The sequence below is a fragment of the Synechococcus sp. CC9902 genome (assembly GCF_000012505.1).
GTDB lineage: Bacteria > Cyanobacteriota > Cyanobacteriia > PCC-6307 > Cyanobiaceae > Parasynechococcus.
Genome location: NC_007513.1, coordinates 749610 through 768595, shown reverse-complemented (window position 1 = coordinate 768595; position 18986 = coordinate 749610). Strand labels below are relative to the sequence as shown.

21 protein-coding genes and 1 tRNA gene are annotated in these 18986 nt (G+C 58.8%); 12 read left to right on the top strand and 10 right to left on the bottom strand.

What is annotated here, in order from left to right:
• Positions 1 to 96 precede the first annotated feature (96 nt).
• The gene (locus tag SYNCC9902_RS03795; protein WP_011359559.1) at positions 97 to 1248 is read left to right on the top strand and encodes a histidine kinase; all 1152 of its coding nucleotides are present in this window, start codon (positions 97 to 99) and stop codon (positions 1246 to 1248) included.
• Positions 1249 to 1293: 45 nt separating this feature from the next.
• Positions 1294 to 1366, top strand: a tRNA-Glu gene (locus SYNCC9902_RS03790).
• 98 nt (positions 1367 to 1464) lie between these two features.
• Here SYNCC9902_RS03790 and SYNCC9902_RS03785 read toward each other — a convergent pair.
• Positions 1465 to 1989: an SRPBCC family protein gene (locus tag SYNCC9902_RS03785; RefSeq protein WP_011359558.1), complete on the bottom strand. Its 525-nt coding sequence runs from the start codon at positions 1987 to 1989 to the stop codon at positions 1465 to 1467.
• A 161-nt stretch (positions 1990 to 2150) separates the two neighbouring features.
• On the opposite strand from SYNCC9902_RS03785, the gene SYNCC9902_RS03780 reads away from it, so the two are divergent.
• From SYNCC9902_RS03780 to SYNCC9902_RS03745, 8 genes are all read left to right on the top strand, one after another.
• Complete coding sequence (locus SYNCC9902_RS03780; RefSeq protein ID WP_011359557.1) at positions 2151 to 3347, top strand: FAD-binding oxidoreductase; 1197 nt, start codon at positions 2151 to 2153, stop codon at positions 3345 to 3347.
• Positions 3348 to 3502: 155 nt separating this feature from the next.
• A complete protein-coding gene (gene zwf / locus SYNCC9902_RS03775) occupies positions 3503 to 5026 on the top strand; it encodes a glucose-6-phosphate dehydrogenase (protein WP_011359556.1) in 1524 nt (507 codons plus the stop codon).
• A gap of 45 nt (positions 5027 to 5071) precedes the next feature.
• Positions 5072 to 6358, top strand: coding sequence for a glucose-6-phosphate dehydrogenase assembly protein OpcA (locus tag SYNCC9902_RS03770; protein WP_011359555.1), 1287 nt, complete (start codon positions 5072 to 5074; stop codon positions 6356 to 6358).
• A gap of 15 nt (positions 6359 to 6373) precedes the next feature.
• Complete coding sequence (locus tag SYNCC9902_RS03765) at positions 6374 to 7747, top strand: cobyrinate a,c-diamide synthase (RefSeq protein WP_011359554.1); 1374 nt, start codon at positions 6374 to 6376, stop codon at positions 7745 to 7747.
• Entirely contained in the window at positions 7696 to 8049 is a 354-nt protein-coding gene (locus SYNCC9902_RS03760) for an acylphosphatase (protein WP_011359553.1), read from the top strand. The genes SYNCC9902_RS03765 and SYNCC9902_RS03760 overlap by 52 nt, the downstream gene beginning before the upstream one ends.
• A gap of 99 nt (positions 8050 to 8148) precedes the next feature.
• Complete coding sequence (locus tag SYNCC9902_RS03755; RefSeq protein ID WP_232179261.1) at positions 8149 to 8526, top strand: hypothetical protein; 378 nt, start codon at positions 8149 to 8151, stop codon at positions 8524 to 8526.
• Positions 8527 to 8663: 137 nt separating this feature from the next.
• Positions 8664 to 9296 (top strand): histidine phosphatase family protein, encoded by a 633-nt coding sequence (locus SYNCC9902_RS03750; protein WP_011359551.1) that lies wholly within the window; start codon positions 8664 to 8666, stop codon positions 9294 to 9296.
• Positions 9289 to 9975: a GAP family protein gene (locus tag SYNCC9902_RS03745; RefSeq protein ID WP_011359550.1), complete on the top strand. Its 687-nt coding sequence runs from the start codon at positions 9289 to 9291 to the stop codon at positions 9973 to 9975. Before SYNCC9902_RS03750 ends, SYNCC9902_RS03745 begins: the two co-directional genes overlap by 8 nt.
• A 14-nt stretch (positions 9976 to 9989) precedes the next feature.
• Here the strand turns inward: SYNCC9902_RS03745 and SYNCC9902_RS03740 are convergent, their stop codons facing one another.
• Genes SYNCC9902_RS03740 through folD form a run of 5 tightly spaced genes read right to left on the bottom strand, consistent with a single transcriptional unit; the run spans position 9990 to position 14449 of the window.
• On the bottom strand, positions 9990 to 11435 hold the full coding sequence (locus SYNCC9902_RS03740) for an ATP-dependent DNA helicase (protein ID WP_011359549.1): 1446 nt from the start codon (positions 11433 to 11435) through the stop codon (positions 9990 to 9992).
• A complete protein-coding gene (locus tag SYNCC9902_RS03735) occupies positions 11432 to 11956 on the bottom strand; it encodes a divergent PAP2 family protein (protein ID WP_011359548.1) in 525 nt (174 codons plus the stop codon). Before SYNCC9902_RS03735 ends, SYNCC9902_RS03740 begins: the two co-directional genes overlap by 4 nt.
• A complete protein-coding gene (gene crtE, locus SYNCC9902_RS03730; protein ID WP_011359547.1) occupies positions 11953 to 12843 on the bottom strand; it encodes a geranylgeranyl diphosphate synthase CrtE in 891 nt (296 codons plus the stop codon). The genes SYNCC9902_RS03735 and crtE overlap by 4 nt, the downstream gene beginning before the upstream one ends.
• 27 nt (positions 12844 to 12870) lie before the next feature.
• Positions 12871 to 13593, bottom strand: a complete 723-nt coding sequence (locus SYNCC9902_RS03725) for a TIGR02466 family protein (protein WP_232179260.1) — start codon at positions 13591 to 13593, stop codon at positions 12871 to 12873.
• Positions 13568 to 14449: a bifunctional methylenetetrahydrofolate dehydrogenase/methenyltetrahydrofolate cyclohydrolase FolD gene (folD, locus tag SYNCC9902_RS03720; protein ID WP_041425320.1), complete on the bottom strand. Its 882-nt coding sequence runs from the start codon at positions 14447 to 14449 to the stop codon at positions 13568 to 13570. The genes SYNCC9902_RS03725 and folD overlap by 26 nt, the downstream gene beginning before the upstream one ends.
• A gap of 70 nt (positions 14450 to 14519) precedes the next feature.
• Between folD and SYNCC9902_RS03715 the strand changes: the two genes are divergently transcribed.
• Positions 14520 to 16622: an HDIG domain-containing metalloprotein gene (locus SYNCC9902_RS03715; RefSeq protein WP_041424872.1), complete on the top strand. Its 2103-nt coding sequence runs from the start codon at positions 14520 to 14522 to the stop codon at positions 16620 to 16622.
• Here the strand turns inward: SYNCC9902_RS03715 and SYNCC9902_RS03710 are convergent.
• From SYNCC9902_RS03710 to SYNCC9902_RS03695, 4 genes are read right to left on the bottom strand one after another with little or no spacing between them, the layout of a single operon-like run.
• Complete coding sequence (locus SYNCC9902_RS03710) at positions 16619 to 17263, bottom strand: RluA family pseudouridine synthase (protein ID WP_011359543.1); 645 nt, start codon at positions 17261 to 17263, stop codon at positions 16619 to 16621. The genes SYNCC9902_RS03715 and SYNCC9902_RS03710 overlap by 4 nt on opposite strands.
• Positions 17260 to 17775, bottom strand: coding sequence for a hypothetical protein (locus tag SYNCC9902_RS03705; RefSeq protein WP_011359542.1), 516 nt, complete (start codon positions 17773 to 17775; stop codon positions 17260 to 17262). The genes SYNCC9902_RS03710 and SYNCC9902_RS03705 overlap by 4 nt, the downstream gene beginning before the upstream one ends.
• Positions 17776 to 17828: 53 nt before the next feature.
• Complete coding sequence (locus tag SYNCC9902_RS03700) at positions 17829 to 18131, bottom strand: MTH1187 family thiamine-binding protein (RefSeq protein ID WP_011359541.1); 303 nt, start codon at positions 18129 to 18131, stop codon at positions 17829 to 17831.
• Positions 18131 to 18379 (bottom strand): hypothetical protein, encoded by a 249-nt coding sequence (locus tag SYNCC9902_RS03695; RefSeq protein ID WP_011359540.1) that lies wholly within the window; start codon positions 18377 to 18379, stop codon positions 18131 to 18133. Before SYNCC9902_RS03695 ends, SYNCC9902_RS03700 begins: the two co-directional genes overlap by 1 nt.
• 34 nt (positions 18380 to 18413) lie before the next feature.
• Here SYNCC9902_RS03695 and SYNCC9902_RS03690 point away from each other — a divergent pair, with 34 nt between their 5' ends.
• Entirely contained in the window at positions 18414 to 18926 is a 513-nt protein-coding gene (locus SYNCC9902_RS03690) for a hypothetical protein (RefSeq protein WP_011359539.1), read from the top strand.
• Positions 18927 to 18986 lie beyond the last annotated feature (60 nt).

Sequence of the window (18986 nt, the reverse complement as noted above, 5' to 3'; positions counted from 1 at the left end):
CGTTGACGCAACTGGGTGTACAACAACGTCTTAGCCGGGATGGCGGTCTAGTCAAAAACCCATAAGGTAAGTATCGGTTTTGAGGCGGGATACCCCGTGGTCGATGACGGTCCTAAAGGTCGCCAGCAGCTGAAGCTGCTGCTGGTGGCCGCCCGTCATCAACTTTCCGGGCAAGATTTGCGCGGCTTGGTGCATTACTTGGAACGGGAGGATCTCGGCTTTGAAGTCACGCTTCAAGTTGCAGACCCCACCCAACAACCGGAGCTTTTGGAGCTGCACCGACTGGTGGTCACACCAGCGCTAATCAAGCTTCAGCCCTCACCGAAACAGGTGTTTGCTGGGAGCAACATCCTTCAACAGCTCAAAGGCTGGGTGCCGCGCTGGAAGCAGGACGGCGTAGTGAGCGGCCTTGGCCTCAGCTTGCGGCCAACGGAACTGGACGGCAGCCGCACCCAAAAGGAACTTCAACTGGAGGATCAGCTGCTGGTTCTCCGTCAGGAAAACGAAACCCTGATCGACAGGATTCATGCCCAGGAACGCCTTCTGCGCATGGTGGCCCATGAGCTGCGCACACCCTTAACCGCCGCTGCGTTAGCGCTGCAGAGCCAACGCCTCGGGCAAATCGACATGGATCGATTCCAAGACGTCGTCACCCGACGCCTGGAAGAGATGGAAGCGCTCTCGAAAGATCTCCTCGAAGTTGGCACCACGCGATGGGAAACGCTGTTCAATCCTCAACGGCTCGACCTTGCAAGCGTTTCGGCGGAGGTGATCTTGGAATTAGAAAAACTTTGGCTCGGTCGGAATGTAGAGATTCGAACCGATATTCCCAGCGACTTGCCCAAGGTTTTTGCCGATCAACGGCGCATGCGCCAGGTGTTGCTCAATTTGCTGGAAAACGCCCTGAAATACACCGGCAATGGAGGCCATATCGCGCTCTCCATGCTTCACAGAACCAATCAGTGGGTCGAAGTGAGCGTCTGTGACAGCGGACCTGGTATTCCGAATGAAGAGCAGCAACGAATTTTTCTCGATCGTGTGCGATTACCGCAAACCTCAGACCGAACCACTGGCTTTGGAGTGGGTTTGTCCGTATGCCGTCGGATTGTCGAAGTCCACGGGGGACGAATTTGGGTGGTCTCTGAACCAGAGGAGGGGGCTTGTTTCACCTTCACCGTGCCGATCTGGCAGGGCCAAGGACAGGAATGGGGTCAGGCCGTCTTGACGGAGGGTCAGGCTGACCCGTAATTTCACAAGGTGTGGGAGTTCAAACGACCTTCCGATCACGTTCATGGCCCCATCGTCTAGAGGCCTAGGACACCTCCCTTTCACGGAGGCGACAGGGGTTCGAATCCCCTTGGGGCTACTGAAGAACTGGATGAAACGCTCATCCAATTCCATAAAAAAACTCCCCTTCAGGGGAGTTTTTTTATGGCCCTTGCTGAACGAATGAATGTTGACGCTTCAACCGCGACGTCGTTTCGCTTCCATCATCACGGCTTGCAGATTGCTCGAGAGGTCGTCGCGCAGCCGTTCTTCGATCAAAGCAATTGGCATACCAATACAGCCTTGAACCGTGAGTTCATAAACGAGAGAGCAACCGTCGGCAAGCTCATTCACGCGCCAAGCGCCTTCAAAACGACGAAAATCACCCTTCACCATCTTGAAACTGAGCAGACCTTCGGAGCGGAATTCAGTGAGTTCGAGTTGCACCTGCGCTGAAAATCGAAGACCCAACAATTGTTGGCTTCCCACTTGCTGCAATCGGACAGTGTGACCTTCGCGATGCACCAACTGGCTTGAACTTAGGTTCGGAATAAATTTCGAGAGATTTTCGTAATCGGTCAAAACCTCCCAAAGCTCATCAATTTCTAGGGGAGTTCTGAGTTGAGCAGCGAGGCGCCGAACCCCCTGGGGAAGGCGTTCCATGGTCTGTTCGATCGCTTCGCTCTCGAGCGAGGAGCTGGCGCTGGGATCGCGTCGAAACATCGCCTGAGGAAGAACCAATACCGATGCCGATGGAGGGGTCAGATCCGGTGATCTTAAGGAGGACTTCTTAAGTTCATCGTTTTCTATGGAAAATGACAATGAAAGTGTGCAAAAACATCCGCCACGCCTATAGTCGCGCCACCAAAAAAGTGGGTTAAACAATGCGGGTGTCTCAAGCAGCGTCAGGTCACACCACGTCAGGCCTGTTCACTGTTGTTGCCAGCGGTCGTCAGGCAGGCTCCCGCCCGACCGTGGTGCAGAGCTACACCGTGCCACTTCGCCAGCTTTCCACAACTTTTAAGCAAATCACGGCGTCTGGAGCCAGAATTCTTTCAGTGACTGCGGCAAGTCAGGACCTTCCTGCTCCTGCCGCCCCTGTGGCCGCCCCGAGCGCCCCTCCCAAAAAAGCCACCTCCAAACCTTCTAAAAAAGCCGTGACGTCTAGCGCCCCGAAGAAGAAGCCCCACGCCAACGTTCCGGTTAACACCTACAAACCCAAGACTCCGTTCATGGGCACGGTGACCGAAAACTATTCCCTGCTGACGGACGGTGCCATCGGCCGGGTTCAGCACATCACCTTCGATTTAGCTGGTGGCGAACCTCAGCTGGAATACGTCGAAGGGCAGAGCATTGGCATCATTCCCGAAGGAAACGACGCCAACGGCAAACCTCACAAGCTGCGGCTGTATTCCATCGCCAGCACACGCCACGGCGACAGCTACAACGACAGCACCGTTTCCCTTTGTGTTCGCCAGCTCGAATACAAAAACGAAGCCGGTGAACAGATCTACGGCGTTTGCTCCAGCTATCTGTGTGACATCGAGCCGGGCACCAAGGTCAAAATCACAGGACCGGTCGGCAAGGAAATGCTCCTTCCTGAAGACGAAGACGCCAACATCATCATGTTGGCCACAGGCACTGGTATTGCTCCGATGCGCACCTACCTACGACGCATGTTCGAGTCGAAGGAGCGCAAAGCCAATGGTTGGTCGTTCAAGGGCAAAGCATGGCTGTTCATGGGTGCTCCCAAAACAGCCAACCTTCTCTACGACGACGATTTCAATAACTACCTGAAGGAATATCCCGACAACTTCCGCTACACCAAGGCCATCAGTCGGGAAGAGCAGAACAGCAAAGGCGGCCGGATGTACATCCAAGATCGCGTTTCAGAACATGCCGATGAAATCTTCGCCATGATCGAAGACCCCAAAACCCACGTTTATATGTGCGGTCTTCGGGGCATGGAGCCAGGCATCGATGAAGCGATGTCTGCTGCCGCTGCCGCCAAGGGCTTGGACTGGAAGGAATTGCGTCCGCAACTCAAGAAAGCCGACCGTTGGCACGTCGAAACCTATTAAGCCCAAAGTCGGTTCAAAGCTCGTTTTGCTCATCCTTCGGGATGAGCTTTTTTTTTGGGTTGATCACAAAACCCACATCAAACCCAGACGAGATTCTGCTGAGCAGTGTGCATCGGCTCTTCCGCGTCTAAACCTTCGACAGAAGCCTGAGCTCCATGGTCGCCACGATCACCAATCCGCTCCGCGTTGGACTTCGACAGGAACGGGTCATTGCACCGCAATGTTTGGTGATTTTTGGAGCCAGCGGCGATTTAACCCACCGCAAACTTGTGCCGGCGTTGTTCGAACTGTTCAAACAACGCCGACTCCCCAGTGAATTCGCTCTTTTGGGTTGCGCCCGTCGCCCTTGGACCGATGACGTGTTTCGGGGAAAAATGGCTGAAGCACTCGCCCCCCGCATTGCAGAGAATCCAGCGGCGTGGGATCAATTCGTCGGCAAGCTGTTTTACGAACCAGTTGACCTGCAAAAACCAGAGGATGTCGTGCGGCTCGGCGGACGCCTTGAACTGATCGATCAACAGTGCGCCACTCGGAGCAATCGCACCTTCTACCTCTCGGTGTCTCCCAATTTCTATGCAAGCGGTTGTCGTGCCCTATCCGATGCAGGCCTTCTGAAGGATCCCAAACGCAGCCGCGTTGTGATCGAAAAGCCCTTTGGACGTGATTACGGCAGTGCACAAGCCTTGAACAAGGTGGTTCAAACCTGCGGTCAAGAAAATCAGATCTTCCGCATCGACCATTACCTCGGCAAGGAAACCGTCCAAAACATCATGGTGCTGCGATTTGCCAACACCATTTTCGAGCCAATCTGGAATCGCAATTACATCTCGAGCGTCCAAATCACCGCCTCCGAAACCGTTGGCGTGGAAGAACGTGCGGGGTACTACGAAAGCTCTGGGGCCCTGCGGGACATGGTGCAAAACCATCTCACCCAAATGTTGGCCATCACAGCGATGGAACCCCCGGGGCGGTTTGACCCCGAAGCGATCCGCAATGAAAAAGCCAAGGTGCTGCAAGCTGCCCATCTCGCAGACGAACTTGAGCCGTGGAACTGCTGTGTTCGCGGGCAATATGGCCCCGGCGGAACGAAGGACAACCCTCTTGCGGGATATCGCCAGGAGCCAGGGGTTGAACCGAACAGCACCACCGAGACCTATGTGGCGATGAAGCTCTTCATCGACAATTGGCGCTGGCAGGGGGTGCCCTTCTACGTCCGGACGGGCAAACGACTCGCCAAACGTCTCAGTGAAGTGGTGCTCACCTTCCGGGAAGCCCCTGTGCACCTTTTTGATGCTGCAACCGGAGGACCCACCGCGAACCAGCTGATTTTGCGCATCCAACCGGATGAGGGTGCCGAATTCCGCTTCGAAGTGAAGTCTCCAGGTTCTGGCATGCGCAGTCGGCCGATCGACATGGAGTTCTCCTACGACGAGTCGTTTGGAGAGCCCTCTGATGAGGGCTATGTGCGCTTGCTGGCCGATGCCATGCTCAGCGACCCAACCCTGTTCACCCGTGCCGACGAGGTGGAAGCGGCTTGGCGCCTGTACACACCGCTGCTCGAGCTGATTGAAGACAGCCCCTGGCAACTGCCGATCCATCCCTACGAATCGCGCACCTGGGGGCCAGCCGCCGCCGATGCTCTGCTCGCCCGTGACGGGTTGCTTTGGCGACGGCCTTAAGTCTCTTTCTTCCTTTCCCATCTCTGTTCACGCACCCTCCGCACCATGTCTCCCCAGCTCACCCTGCAGACCCCTCTGGAACTGGTCCCCTCGGAGGTACCCACCTACCTCGAACAGCTCTGGTCACCAGAACAACAGGGCAGCACCGGCACCGGGGCATCAACCTTTTGCCTGTTGATTTGGCAACCCGCCTGGGCAGAACAACATTTGGTGCGAAGTGGACGTCTAAAAGGACCCATTACTGGCCAACAAACCAGTGATTTGATTGCTGCGGGGCGGCAGGCGATCACAGAGGCCGATCTCCCCCTCAGCACTCCCCCTCTCGACGGGGCTGTCATCGAGGCCGTCGCCCGATTGCAGGGTGATGCCACGGCAGAAGACCTACGGGGGCAGTACATCGATCCTGCGCTCAGCGCACTGATGCCACGCCGGTTGATCACCTTGGCGCCAACGGTTGCACCCAGCAAGGGTCTTGAAACCCTCGTTGCGGCCTACTGCCCCCTGCCGGAAGAGGGTGGCGGGACCACAGCATGCGGCGACGTGGTGGTACTGAGGGGAGGCGATGCGGCCCTTCAAGACGGGATGACAATCCTTGAGCCCCTTCTCCCAGCATCGATGCCGACATGGGTTTGGTGGAACGGCTTCCTCGATGAAGCCCCTGAGCTGATGGCTCGCGTCGCCTGCACGTCCCGTCGACTCATCATCGACAGCGCCGTGGGCCAACCCCGCCAGTGCCTCGAGGTGCTGCGCCAACGCGTCGAATCTGGCCAGGCCGTCAATGATCTGAACTGGCTACGGCTGCGCAGCTGGCGTGAAACCTTGGCCATGGTGTTTGATCCGCCGGATCGCCGTGATGCCCTCAGTCACGTCACCCAATTGGATATCGATGTGGAAGGGCACCATCCAGCGCAGGGGCTTCTGCTGGCGGCCTGGATTGCAGACCGACTGGGGTGGACGCTCGATTCGGCCAAAACGATCGATGAGGAAACCACCGCCCAGTTCCATCGCCCCGATGGAACTGCTGTGAACGTCCACTTGATGGGCGTACCCGTGGGGCAACCCAATGTTCATGCCGGACAAATCGTGGGCATGCGACTGATCTGCCAACCCGATAACGGCAAAGGGGTCTGTGTAATCCTCTGCGCTGATTCAGGCGGATGCATGCGTTTAGAAGGGGGCGGCATGGCCAACCTCGACTTGCACGAAGACATCGTTCCCGTGCAACACGCCACTCCTGAAATGGACGTAGCCCGACTGCTCGGCGGTGGCCACGACAGCACCAACCCGCTCCTGGCGGCGGCGGCACCGCTGGCGGCCAAGTTGCTGGGTTGATTTAGGGAGCACACCATGGCCGTTGTGATTGCCGCACCGGCCAGTGGCAGCGGCAAAACCCTCATCAGCCTTGCCCTCTTGAGCTGGGCTCGGGCACGCGGTGAGTCGGTTCAACCGTTCAAAGTGGGGCCCGATTACCTCGACCCGCAGTTGCTGAGTGAGGCGGCGGGGCGTTCCTGCCGCAACCTCGATCTCAATCTTTGCGGGGAGCCATGGGTGCGTAAAGCCTTCCATGGCTATGGCGGGAACGGCTCCATGGCTCTCATCGAAGGCGTCATGGGACTCTTCGATGGCATTGGCAGTACGGAGGAAGGCAGTACAGCCGCGATCGCTCGGCTTCTCACTCTCCCCGTGGTTTTGGTGGTGGATGCCGGTGGCCAAGCAGCCTCGCTTGGGGCACTCGTGCGTGGATTCAGAGATCACGACCCAAGGCTCAACCTCGCGGGCGTTGTGATCAACCGTGTGAACAGCGATCGACATCGCGCCCTGCTGCAGGACGTACTGGACCGACTCGGCGTACCCCTGCTGGGCTGCATGCCTCGAACAGATGCCTTGCAACTACCCAGCCGACATTTGGGACTGGCTCCAGCCCACGAGCTAGACGATTTGGCGCAACGGCGGCAAGCCTGGGCCGACTTGGCCGAACAGCATCTCGACCTGAGCACCCTGGCGCCTTTGATGCGGGCCCCTGCTGCGGGCCCTTCGGTGTTCGCAGACATCCCACCAGGCCGTGGTCCATCTCTGCCTGTGGCCGTGGCGGCTGATGCCGCCTTCCATTTCCGCTATCCCGAAACGGGCGAATTATTGGAGCACCTGGGGATGCCCGCTGTGCCCTGGAGCCCTCTGGCCGATGAGGCGATTCCAAAGGAGGCCAAGGGTTTAATCCTCCCAGGGGGGTTCCCGGAACAACACGCCGCCCAGATCAGCCAGGCCATCAAAAGCCTCAACTCGCTCCGCCAGTTTTGCCATCAGCGCCCGGTCTATGCCGAATGTGGCGGCATGTTGTTGCTCGGGCGGCACCTCAGCGATCTCGATGGCAACACCCATCCCATGGCCAATGTGCTTCCCTTTGAAGCTCGCCGCGGCCGACTGCAGGTGGGATATCGCCGCCTGCAACCCCGGGGTGATGGGTTGCTGGTGAAGCAAGGCGAACAGTTCACCGGCCATGAATTTCACCGCTGGGAATTGGTCGACTCCAGAGGGGCAGACGACGGATCCGTGCTGTGGGAGATTGATGGCTGGCGAGTGAGCCAACGTCCGGAAGGATGGAACAAACGGACGTTGCACGCGAGCTGGGTACACCTGCATTGGGCCAGTTGTTCGACGATTTGCTTCCGATGGCGCGCCGCACTCGCAACCGAAGCGAGATCATTGCCAGGCGTTTTGTAAGCCGACAGCAGCCAACGCGAACACAACCATTTGTGGAGCGCTGGCGCTGGATTATTCAAGGCCAAGTGCAGGGCGTTGGATTTCGAGCTAGCTGCAGCCGTCGTGCTTTGGATATGGGCCTCAAGGGATGGGTTCGGAACCTGCAGGACGGCAGTGTTGAAGTGCAGGCGGAAGGCCCACCCATTGCTCTTGCAGAACTGAGGGCCTGGTGCGAAAAGGGACCGCTTGGGGCTCAAGTGAAACGGGTGAAACCATGCCAGATGCCAGTGCGGGGGGACGACTGGTTTGAAGTGCGTTACTAAAACGCGAATTGAAACAGGGATAGAAAAACAATTGGAAGGCGGGTGGAGCTCTACCGATGACCTGGCTAGCGAAAGAACACAGCACTGCGCTTGAAGGTTGTGGTTCGCTTCGCAATGGTTTTGGTCCTCTCAACATTGCCGTTGATCGGAATCGAGGCGATGAGCACCCGTCAGCAAACACCGCAAAGCAGCTACGACGGTGCCGTTGAAGCGCTGACGGCCTGTCAGGCCTGGCGTCAGCAAGAGGGAGTCTTCACCGCCCTCACCCCGCCCATGCATCGCATTGCATCCCAGCCACGCCGGATTCAAACTGGCCTACGAAGTTGTGAAGCCGACCTCGAACAGGCCTTGATCATTGGCCGTCGATACAGCGTTGTGGCGGAGTCGCATTACGACAAGCCCTTGCATCAACTAAATCGCCCGATCAGTCAAACCTTTCCTTACGTGTCACAAGAGTCCACCTCCCCAACGCCGTGAATAAAACGCCGTGAATAACCCGTTCAACACCAAAGAAAAAGCCTTTTGGAGAGGCGTCATTGGGGTAGTGAGCTTGGGCGTCAGCATTGGCTTGGCCGCCCTGATTCTTCATCTATGACAGCGTCTCGACCCCACCCATGGCTGAGATGTCGAGCCAAGTGATGAAGCGCCAAGTGATGCAGCGCCAACTGTGGCTCTTCCGGCATGGCGCCACGGAATGGGCTCTTCGTGGTCAACACACCGGCGTCACCGATCTTCCACTGCTGCCGGAAGGAGAAGCAGAGGCCAGAGCCCTGGCCCCCATCCTCAGCAATCAGCATTTCGCCGCAGTGTTCAGCTCACCCCTGCAACGGGCCCGTCGCACCTGTGTTCTCAGTGGGCTGGGCGAACAGATGCAGATCTGCAAGTCGTTGACCGAATGGAACTATGGCGATTACGAGGGAATCACGACTGCCGAAATACGGCATCAGCAGCCCACTTGGAGCGTCTGGACCCATGGATGTCCGAATGGGGAGCAGGTGGACCAAGTGCAGCGGCGCAGTGAACAGACCATCGACACGATGCTGACGATTCCTGAGCCGGGGGATATCGCCCTATTTGCCCATGGCCATAGCTTGCGAGCCCTAGCCGGGACCTGGCTGGGACTTGGAGCTGCTGGGGGGCGACTGCTCCAGCTAGGAACTGGAACGATCAGCATTTTGGGCTGGGAACGGGAGACCCGGACCCTTGCGCGCTGGAATGCCCCGACGCCAAGCACCCCGCATGAATGATCCAAAAATCTGGACGGAATTGGTGTCTTACGGCATTGGTGTGGCCTTATCACCGATCCATTTGGTGTTGTTGCTGCTGCTGTTGCTGGGGGATGCACCACGTCGACGCGGCGGTTTGTTTGTGATGGGTTGGTGGCTCACCAGTGCCCTGGTGGTGCTCGGATTGCTCACCCTGGGGCACGGCCTTTTGCTGGACATGAGCCATGGATCCAAACACCGCACCGGGCTTGATCTGATCGCAGGCGGAGCCTTAGTCGCCCTCGGGGGACGGGAGCTGATCCGCAGTTGGCTCAATCAAGACGGCCCCCCAGGTTGGAGCCGAAGTGTGGATCGCTTTGCCGCCCTGCCCCTGCCGCTACTGCTGTTGATCAGCAGTGCCACCGAAATCATCAGCCCAGACGACCTGCTGCTCTTCGCGAAAACCGCCGGAGTGATTCTTGCCCAAGGACTCAGCCTGCAGGGGGAGATCGCGTCGAGCCTGGTGTTCAGCCTGTCGGCCAGCGTGTTGTTGCTACTGCCTTTGGTGGCGGTTTTGCTTGGGCGGGAAAGCGTTTTGCCGATGTTGCAGCAAGGAAAAACCACCCTGCTCAACCGTGGGGAATTGGTGGTGGGCAGCGTGAGCTTGGGCCTAGGTGGCTACCTGAGTTGGCAAGGCATCACCGGGCTTGCCCTGCGTTAAGCCAAGCCTGATCCTCAATCAGAAAACGTTGAAAAGGCTTTGGTCCACGCCGAAGTGGTCTCTGGCGATGACGTTCCACCAATCATCCACACGCCGGTCCGCGCCCGCGACACTGCGACGTAGCAAAGCTGTTGTCGGATGCGCGGATCAGCACGGAACACATCAGGCGCCACAAAGACTTCACCGAAGCTGCTGCCCTGGCTGCGATGCACCGTTAAAACAGCGGCGGGCCCGAGGGATGCAAAGGCATCGCGAACGAGGAAATACTGCCTCCAAATGCTGCGCCCATTTTTTTTACCGGCGTCTTTGGCCTGTTGCCGCAACCGCTGCATGACGCCATCCAATTCCAGGCGCGCCGCACTGCCAACAGGGGGCTGCAACCGAAGCGTGAGCTCGAGATCACCGGAGCTCACCTTGGCCGACAGCGTTTCAATCACGGGCACCCCTCCGTTCATCTCCGTTAAACCGAAATCCAGCAAATCGCAGGATTCAGGCGTCACATCCAGCACCACCACCTCTCGGTTGGATCCCAGCACCATGTCGGGCTCTTCCCCGGCTTCTTCTCCATCCCGGGAGGCTGGGGCCATCACCGCGGTGCGGCTAATCAACACTTCGCCAGGCAATACGGGCATCTGATCCGCCATGTCGCCATGGATCGCCCGACGCGCGTGGGGCACTAGCCGCTCGAGGGTGCGATTGGTGTAGCAAAGAATGCGAGCGGCATCGGGATTGTCCTGTTGAGAGGCCGCCTTCAACGATTGGCGGGCTTGGTTCAACCATTCCTTTTGGGGCAGACAGCGCACCTGCCCTTGCTCATTACGGATCGGCTGCAGGAGGGGTGGGGACAAGCACGGCAGCACGCCCTCCCGTATGCGGCTGGCGAGCTGCAGCACAGGCCCCTGATGACGGACCACTTGCTGCAAGACCGCTCCACTGCGCCGTTGCATGGCGAACACCGGGCTGTTCTCCTCCCCAATCGGTGGGAGCTGCGCTGGATCCCCAACAAACACCAAACGGGTTTTAAAGGGATGGGCGCATTGCAGGGCAATCCCCAACAGGGTGCTGTCCACCATCGAGGCTTCATCGATCAGCACCAAGCCAAGATTCTCGAGAGCCATTCCCGTTTGCTCGGTGGGCTCACAGAGTTCGACATCACCCGAGCGTTTGAGCTTCAGCCGCAGGAGGCGGTGGATGGTGGAGGGATACCAGGTGGGTTGCAACCCTTCGAGTTCTAGGGCCTGACGCAGCACCCCCACGGCCTTATGGGTGGGGGCGACGACGGTCCAACACAAGCCGGTGGCCTCCACCTGACGCAACAGGCGCATCGACAAAAACGTCTTGCCACTCCCAGCAAATCCACTCAGAACAAAGGGAGTTCCATCGGCAGGGGTGGCCAACCAGGTGGAAAAAGCATCCGCCGCCTGCTGTTGATCCGCCGTGAGTTCCGCAGTGGCGGTCACCCCAACCCAGCCCCGATAGCGGTGCTGATTGCGGCTGCAAGATGCAGCGGAGACCCCACCAGCACAAGACCTGGCAGGGCAATAGCAGGTCCCACCATGCTGCCCACAAGCACCTGAAGACGGCTATGGCCGAGGCTTTCCTTCAACGGCTTCTCATAGGGGTCTTGCCAGAGGTCTGCCGGTAAAGCATTGACGCGTTCAGCGGTGTATCCGGCAGCGCGGCGAATACCACTGGCGTCGTACATCACCACAAACGCCACCACGGTTGCCAAAGCAAAGGTTGGGTGGTCAAAGCCCTGGGTCCAGCCAATGCAAGCAGCCGTCCCGGTTACAAGAGCGGAGTGACTGGAAGGCATCCCCCCTGTTTCCACCAAAACCGCTGGGCGCCAGCGGCGATGGACGATTAATTCGATCAGCAGTTTCGAGAGCTGAGCCACCCCACAGGCGACCAGCCCCCAGGCCAAAGCACTGTTATCGAAAAATTCACGCAACACCGCGTGGGAGGGGGAGGGATCGATCATCGATCGCGGCTGGTGATGAAGTCGGCCAAGGCCAGGAGAGGCATCGCTTGCTCTGACCAGGGTTGCAGAGCTTCCTTCGCCTCTCGCACCAAATCATCCGCCCGCTTCCTCGACTCCTCTAAACCCAAGAGCTTGGGGTAAGTGGTCTTATCGGCCAGCAGGTCCTTGCCGGCGGTTTTACCGAGCACCTCACTGCTCGCCGTGATGTCGAGGATGTCGTCAATGATCTGAAACGCCAACCCAATGCCGCGGGCATAGGTGCGCAGCGCCGTGATCAAGGTGTCGTCTGCATTGCCAATCAACGCACCGGTGATCACACAGGCACTAAGCAGCGCACCGGTTTTATGGAGATGGATGTACTCGAGTGTCTCGAGATCCACCTGCTTCCCTTCACTCTCTAAATCCACCACCTGGCCCCCCACCAGTCCCGGTGCTCCGGCCACCAGTGAGAGTTCACCCACCACCTTGAGCAGCCGCTCCGCTGGAACTCCCGGGCTGCGCAAAGCCACCATTTCGAAGGCGCGGGTCAGCAGCGCATCACCGGCCAAGATCGCCACGGCTTCCCCATACACCTTGTGATTGGTGGGACGCCCCCGGCGCACATCGTCGTCGTCCATCGCCGGCAGATCGTCGTGGATCAGCGACATGGTGTGAATCATCTCGAGGGCGACCGCCGTTGGCACCGCATGCTTCGCTTCACCACCCGCCAATTCACAGGCCGCAAGGCAAAGAATCGGGCGCAGACGCTTGCCACCTGCCAAAAGCGAATAACGCATGGCATCCCGCAACGACTCGGGCCGTTCAGGTCCGAGGGAGTCGTCAAGCGCTGCTTCAACGGTGTCCTTGGCCTTGCCGAGATAGGCCTTGAAATCGAACTCGGCGGTCATGGATGGACCTTGGCTGGCCGGATTCTCTCAGGTTGCGGAGAAGCCCCCCAGGGGAACCCAATCCATGGGGTGGGGCATGAGCATTTCTCGACCCTGTCCAGGGGCGGTCGTGACCGCCAGGTCGTACGACACCGAGTAGCGGGGCTGCGCACCCTCGTAGGGCAAAACGCGGTGGCGCAGATCTGAAGGAAAGAGCAGCAAGCGGTGCTGTTTTGGAGCAAACACCCCACCCGACACGGTGGCTTCCCGAAAAGGAATGGCCATCACATGGCTGAAGTAGGTGTCGGGCGCTTGAAATTCCAGTTCTCCAGAACCGGGCTCCTCCTCGGTGCACACATAAAACACAGCACTTAACTGGGCATTGCGATGGGTATGCGACTCAATCGTTCCTCCATCGGGGGAACACACCACGGGCCATGCTTTTTGGATGTGAACCTCCAGGCCATGATCGGGGCCCAATAAATCGATCAAATAAAGCGATACCTGCTCTGCGATCTGTTGATTGAGCCAGACGAAAGCCTCCATCCGATGCAACTGATCCAGGCCAGCAATCCCCAGAAGATCTCCGGTGAGGTTGTTGCGATTGGAAAACTGTGGATCACCAAACAAATCGCGATCAAACACCTCCAACTGCTGATGCATCGCCGCAGCAGTGCCGTCATCAGGGGTGAGATCCACCTGCATCACGGGGGTAGGGAACAACCAATGGAGTGGCATCGACCCGTTAGCTGAGGAGATCAGCGAGATCATGGTCAACGCCGTGGCGGCGACACCACGCCACAACGGTGTTCACCAGGAGCATGGTGACGGTCATCGGACCAACGCCACCGGGCACCGGGGACAACGCCGCTGCAATGGGTTCCACTTCTGCTGCACGCACGTCGCCACAGAGACCCCCTTCGGGCTTGCGATGGATGCCGACGTCGACCACTGCAGCCCCAGGCTTGATGTGCTCCGCCCCAACCATCCCGGGACGACCTGCCGCCACCACCACAATGTCGGCCTCACGGGTGTGAGCCACCAGATCCTTCGTGCGGGAATGAACCACCGTGACGGTGGCATTGGCGGCTTGAAGCATTAACGCCATCGGCTGCCCCACAAGGATGCTCCGACCAATCACGACAGCCCGTTGACCAGCCGGATCGATGCCCTGACTCCGCAGCATGGCCATCACGCCAGCCGGGGTGCAACTGCGCGGTCCCTGTTCTCCTTTGAGCAATCGCCCCAAGTTGAGGGTGTGCAATCCATCGGCATCCTTTTCTGGATCAATGGCCATTAACAACGGCCCCTCATCCAACCCCTCTGGCAAGGGGAGCTGCAGCAGGATGCCATCCACCCGAGGATCAGCATTGAGCTGTTGGATCGTGCTCAACACCTCCGCAAAGGGGGTGGAGCTCGGGAGATGGGCGCCGTAGCTGGCGACTCCGATACGAGCGCAGGCCTTCTCTTTATTGGCGACGTACACAGCACTGGCGGGGTCGTCTCCCACGCGAAGCACCGCTAACCCCGGCGGACGCCCTGCCTGGGGGAGATTCGATTCGATTTGAGCTTGAAGACGACTCTCGACGGCCTTCGCCAGTGCCTTGCCGTCCAGACGCAGGGCCATGCCTTGGATCATTGCTTCATCCAGCATGCCTCTCGAGGAGAGCTAGCGTTGTTGCACTGATGTGTCGTGTTTGGTTCGCTTTCCGCGCGGTAGCAGCCTCTGGAGACGTTGGCGACGTCTTCAATCACCAACCCGACGGTTGCTGCGCTGGACGCGATTGCAGACGGCTGTTGTTTTGCTCGTTTGCCTTGCGGTGGCCGTGGCATCAAGCCTGCCCTGGTTGATCAAACCCGACCTGCAGCCTGGAGCCATCGCCCCCTTTGATGCGATTGCTCCAAAGGATGTCTTGGTGCAAGACAGCACAGCACTCGAGCAACAACGCTCATCGTTGGTGGCGCAGTCGGTGGTGCAGGTCATCGACCCAGAACAAACGAAGCTGCTGCGACAACGCTTGGAACAGCAGTTGATCCAACTCCAACAGGTCGCCATGAGCGGATCTGCGGCGCGGGTGGGTCCTGTGAACATGAGTCGCGCAGAACAGCAGTGGCTCACCCAACGAACGGCGCAGGAGCATCTGGCGTGGGATTCCGCTGTTCGCCAAGCGGCGACTCGAATGCTCAGCCAAGGCTTGGTGAGCAACTTGGCCGTGAATCAATTGCGCCAAGCCGCCAAAGTGCAGCTTGGTGAGTCGGCGATCACCGATCCTGCTGCACGCTCGCTGGCCACCAAGGTATTAGCGAGCACCCTGCGGGGCAGCAGCAACCTGCGCACCGATCCCAATCTGAGCAAACAGCTGATTGAGGAGCAGCTCACCAAACAGGTGATCCCCACCATCGAAGTTCGAAAGGGCGATGTGATCACCCGCAAGGGGGAACCGATTAGTCCCCAGGCCTACGACGTGCTCGATTACTTCGGCAGGGTGCGACGTGAACCGCAACCAGGGATTTGGTTTCAGCATTTCGTTGAGGCCCTGGCCGCCTGCGGGGTGATGGTGCTGGTGATGCGCCGAGAACGCCCCTGTCTCGAGGTTCGCCATGCCCTTCTTGCGGTGGGAATTTTGTTCCTCGTGCAAGTGGCGAAGCTGTGGTTTCAGGGAAGCGTGAGTCCTCTCGCCTTGTTGGTTCCACCCACCCTCGTCTTGGCTGAAGGTCTCGGCACCGGCTGCGGTTTGGTGTGGATGAGTGTCGCGGCTCTGTTATGGCCTGAACCGGTTCATGGCCTAAGCGACGGCCGATTGTTGATTGCGGCCGTTGTGGCTGCATCGGGAGCTTTGATCGCAGGGCGTCAACGCAGCCGCGGACAACTTCTGCAGCTCACAGTGTTCCTTCCCGTTGGCGCCTTGATAGGGCAGTGGCTCCTCCTCCAGCTGCAGCCCCTTACGGGCTGGAAAGCCTGGGGCAGCCTGAATCCAACCCTGGATGAGTTGGCCACCGAATCGCTGCTGTTGGGCCTCTTATTGATGCTCACCTTGCTCGCCATTCCGGTGCTGGAGAGCTCCTTTGGTTTGCTCACCCGCGCCCGCTTACTGGAGCTTGCCGATCAAGAACGTCCGTTGCTTCGACGGCTCTCCTGTGAAGCCCCTGGCACGTTTGAGCACACCTTGATGATCTGCAGCTTGGCCGAAGAGGGGGCGCGAGCCATCGGAGCCGATGTGGATCTGATTCGCACGGGCTCGCTGTATCACGACGTCGGCAAACTGCATGCCCCGGGGTGGTTCATTGAGAATCAAAAGGACGAACCCAATCCCCACGACTCCCTCAATGATCCATTTGGCAGTGCAGCGGTGCTGCAAGCGCATGTGGATGAAGGCCTGAAATTGGCCCGCCGTCACCGCCTTCCACGCCCCATCGCCGATTTCATCCCAGAACATCAAGGCACCCTGAAGATGGGCTACTTCCTCCATGAAGCGCGGGAGCGGGATCCCAATGTGGATGAGGGTTTGTTCCGCTACCGAGGACCGGCTCCTCGATCCCGGGAAACGGCAGTGTTGATGCTGGCCGATGGCTGCGAAGCAGCCCTGCGTTCACTCCCTCCCGACACATCCGATGAACAGGCCCGCGACACAGTGCGTCGCCTGGTGGGTGCCCGTCAACGGGATGGACAGCTCCGCAAAAGCAGCTTGAGCCGCAGCGAAGTGGAGCTTGTGATCCGTGCGTTTGTGCAGGTGTGGAGGCGGATGCGCCACCGTCGCATCCCCTACCCGATTCCAGCCCGTCGCGGATTTCCAGCCTAACGCTGCAGCCAAGGGTCGGCGGACACCAAGCGCAACCGCTGCCCTGTAAACGGATGGCTGAAACTCAACGCGATGGCATGCAAATGAAGGCGCTGCAGTCGAAGTCGGTCAACGGATTGATCGCCATAAATCGGATCGCCAAGGATCGGGTGAGCGATCTCCGCCAGATGGCTTCTTAATTGATGGGAGCGGCCGGTGATGGGCCGTAACCAAAGCTGGGTGACCCCAGCGGCGCTGCTGCGCACACGCCAGAGAGTGCACGCCTCACGTCCCTCTGGATGGGAGCCATAGCGGGGCGGCTGGCGCTGGAGCCGTGCCAAACGGTTGTTGATGGATCCACGGCCAGCCATAACGCCGCAAACATGGGCCAAATAAAGCTTGTTGACGGATCGGCTTGAAAACAAAGCACTGGTGCGTCGAAGGGCCTCCAACCCAGCCGCCAACAACAGCACCCCGGACGTATCTCGATCCAAGCGATGCACTAGGCGCCAATCAGGCCCCTCGTCGTGAGCCTGCACTCTGGAGATCAAGGAATCGGCCTGCTCCGGCCCCAAGCCCGGCTGCGACAACAGCCCAGAAGGCTTGTCGACCGCCAGGAGCCAACGATCCTGATGCAGAATTCGTACTCCCTGGACCGTCAAGGCGATAGACGGTTGCTGCAGTGCTTCACAAACAACGCTTCCACTTGATTGGGGGGAAGAACCTGCACCAAACGGGCCTCAGCCTCAGCATGGTGCTGGCTGGAGTCGTAGAGCTGAAGCTCCAGAAAAGCCGCAGGATGACTGCGCCGCGCTTGATCCATCTCTTGGGCGAGGAGCCCTGGGGGCATCAGGTACTCACCCTTGCAATCCTGCATCACATGGGCTGATTCATGGGCCAACACCACCCAAACCTGAGCTGGATCGTCCTGAAGATTGTTCCCACACATCAACAGAGCTTGTTTGCCTTGATGGAAAGCCCCCATCAAGCCCGCCGGACAGTCCTGGGCCACCAGCGCTTCGATACCAGCCTCTTTAAGCAAGCTCAGATAACGACTGATGCGATCCCAGGTGGTGGCCTGCGCACAACCGGCAGAGCTCAAGAGAGCAGCCAAGAGCAGGCCCGACCATCCCAAAGACCAACGCATCAGGCCGAAGCAGAGCACCTCCTTCATTGGTCTCAACCGTCGATCTCTAGAGCCTTAAAACCTCGGAACTTCTTCAGATTTCAACCCTGAAGTTGTTGCTCAACGGATGCCACTTTGTCGAGAAACGACTGCTCACGGTCGATCCGGGTGTTCAACTTCAAGGTGGTGTAGATCCTCGGGGCACCCATGGCGTGCAGGGCGTCGTGGCAGGCACGAACACATTCCATCACCGCATCCCAAGGGCCTTCAATCGCCGTGCCATTGGGGCCCAGCTGATGGGTGAGACCGGTCGCGCGAATCACTTTTTCACAGGTAGCAACGTAGGGAGACAAGCTCACCCCCACCCCAATCGGCACCACACACAGGTCAACACTGACCCACATCAAGCCCGTGCCATCGCGGATGGCGTTAGGCAACTAATTGGGTAATCGATCGTTCGCCATTCGCCATTGGCCGTCCAAACTTCCACGGCAATCCCCCGCTGACCTGGTGAGCAGCGAGACCCTTGGCCGTTGCACCAGTTGCTGGCTTCCGCCACAGCGAGCTCAAGGGTGTCGTAGGGAGTATCTAAAACGGGATGGGGGCGCCCATCCAGGCCAACCAATCGGTAGCGGGAGCGACGAAGACCCATGCTGGTCCAATCCCGAAATCGTCACTAGCTTCCCATGCCAGCTGGTGCCTTAGGGGGGGCAGCTTTGTTATTCGAGACACTGGGTACACGTCGACGAACCCCTGGCATGGGCGAGACATTGCTGCTGGCTTACACCACCCTCATGAACAAAGCGCCGGGAGCTGCCTTCCGACGGGCTCGGGAGCTCTATCTCAATAAATACTGCGTGCCCCAAGGCAACACCGATCACCCACTGCGCTTGTTCGTTTGCGACGAACAAACCGACGAAAGCGAGGCTCCAGCCCCCGACGGCCAACCCGGACATCGGCTGGTAACGCTGACCAGCCGCCCCGGGCAGCTCGCCATCGTGCACTGGCAACAAACCTCTCCACCCACGCCGTCAATGCTCGAGAGCTACCTCGCAGAGGAATGGAAACTCGACGCTAAAGACCTTGATTTAGTGGCCGGTTCCACCTCTTGGTTTCGCGAGGGAGGACACCAAACCCGGTTCAGCCCCCCGGCCAATCTGATCTTCCAACAACAGAGCCTATTAACGCTCAAGGAATGAAAACAAAAATAATTCCGCAGTTGGAGCCAAGCGCCTTGTATACGCCGCTACCGCTGAAGA

Coding starts and splice junctions, on each gene's coding strand:
- SYNCC9902_RS03785 (WP_011359558.1), bottom strand. CDS start 1,989: ATGTTTCGACGCGATCCCAGCGCCAGCTCCTCGCTCGAGAGCGAAGCG.
- SYNCC9902_RS03780 (WP_011359557.1), top strand. CDS start 2,151: ATGCGGGTGTCTCAAGCAGCGTCAGGTCACACCACGTCAGGCCTGTTC.
- zwf (WP_011359556.1), top strand. CDS start 3,503: ATGGTCGCCACGATCACCAATCCGCTCCGCGTTGGACTTCGACAGGAA.
- SYNCC9902_RS03770 (WP_011359555.1), top strand. CDS start 5,072: ATGTCTCCCCAGCTCACCCTGCAGACCCCTCTGGAACTGGTCCCCTCG.
- SYNCC9902_RS03765 (WP_011359554.1), top strand. CDS start 6,374: ATGGCCGTTGTGATTGCCGCACCGGCCAGTGGCAGCGGCAAAACCCTC.
- SYNCC9902_RS03760 (WP_011359553.1), top strand. CDS start 7,696: ATGGCGCGCCGCACTCGCAACCGAAGCGAGATCATTGCCAGGCGTTTT.
- SYNCC9902_RS03750 (WP_011359551.1), top strand. CDS start 8,664: ATGGCTGAGATGTCGAGCCAAGTGATGAAGCGCCAAGTGATGCAGCGC.
- SYNCC9902_RS03745 (WP_011359550.1), top strand. CDS start 9,289: ATGAATGATCCAAAAATCTGGACGGAATTGGTGTCTTACGGCATTGGT.
- SYNCC9902_RS03735 (WP_011359548.1), bottom strand. CDS start 11,956: ATGATCGATCCCTCCCCCTCCCACGCGGTGTTGCGTGAATTTTTCGAT.
- crtE (WP_011359547.1), bottom strand. CDS start 12,843: ATGACCGCCGAGTTCGATTTCAAGGCCTATCTCGGCAAGGCCAAGGAC.
- SYNCC9902_RS03725 (WP_232179260.1), bottom strand. CDS start 13,593: ATGATCTCGCTGATCTCCTCAGCTAACGGGTCGATGCCACTCCATTGG.
- folD (WP_041425320.1), bottom strand. CDS start 14,449: ATGGCCCTGCGTCTGGACGGCAAGGCACTGGCGAAGGCCGTCGAGAGT.
- SYNCC9902_RS03705 (WP_011359542.1), bottom strand. CDS start 17,775: ATGAAGGAGGTGCTCTGCTTCGGCCTGATGCGTTGGTCTTTGGGATGG.
- SYNCC9902_RS03700 (WP_011359541.1), bottom strand. CDS start 18,131: ATGTGGGTCAGTGTTGACCTGTGTGTGGTGCCGATTGGGGTGGGGGTG.
- SYNCC9902_RS03695 (WP_011359540.1), bottom strand. CDS start 18,379: ATGGGTCTTCGTCGCTCCCGCTACCGATTGGTTGGCCTGGATGGGCGC.
- SYNCC9902_RS03690 (WP_011359539.1), top strand. CDS start 18,414: ATGCCAGCTGGTGCCTTAGGGGGGGCAGCTTTGTTATTCGAGACACTG.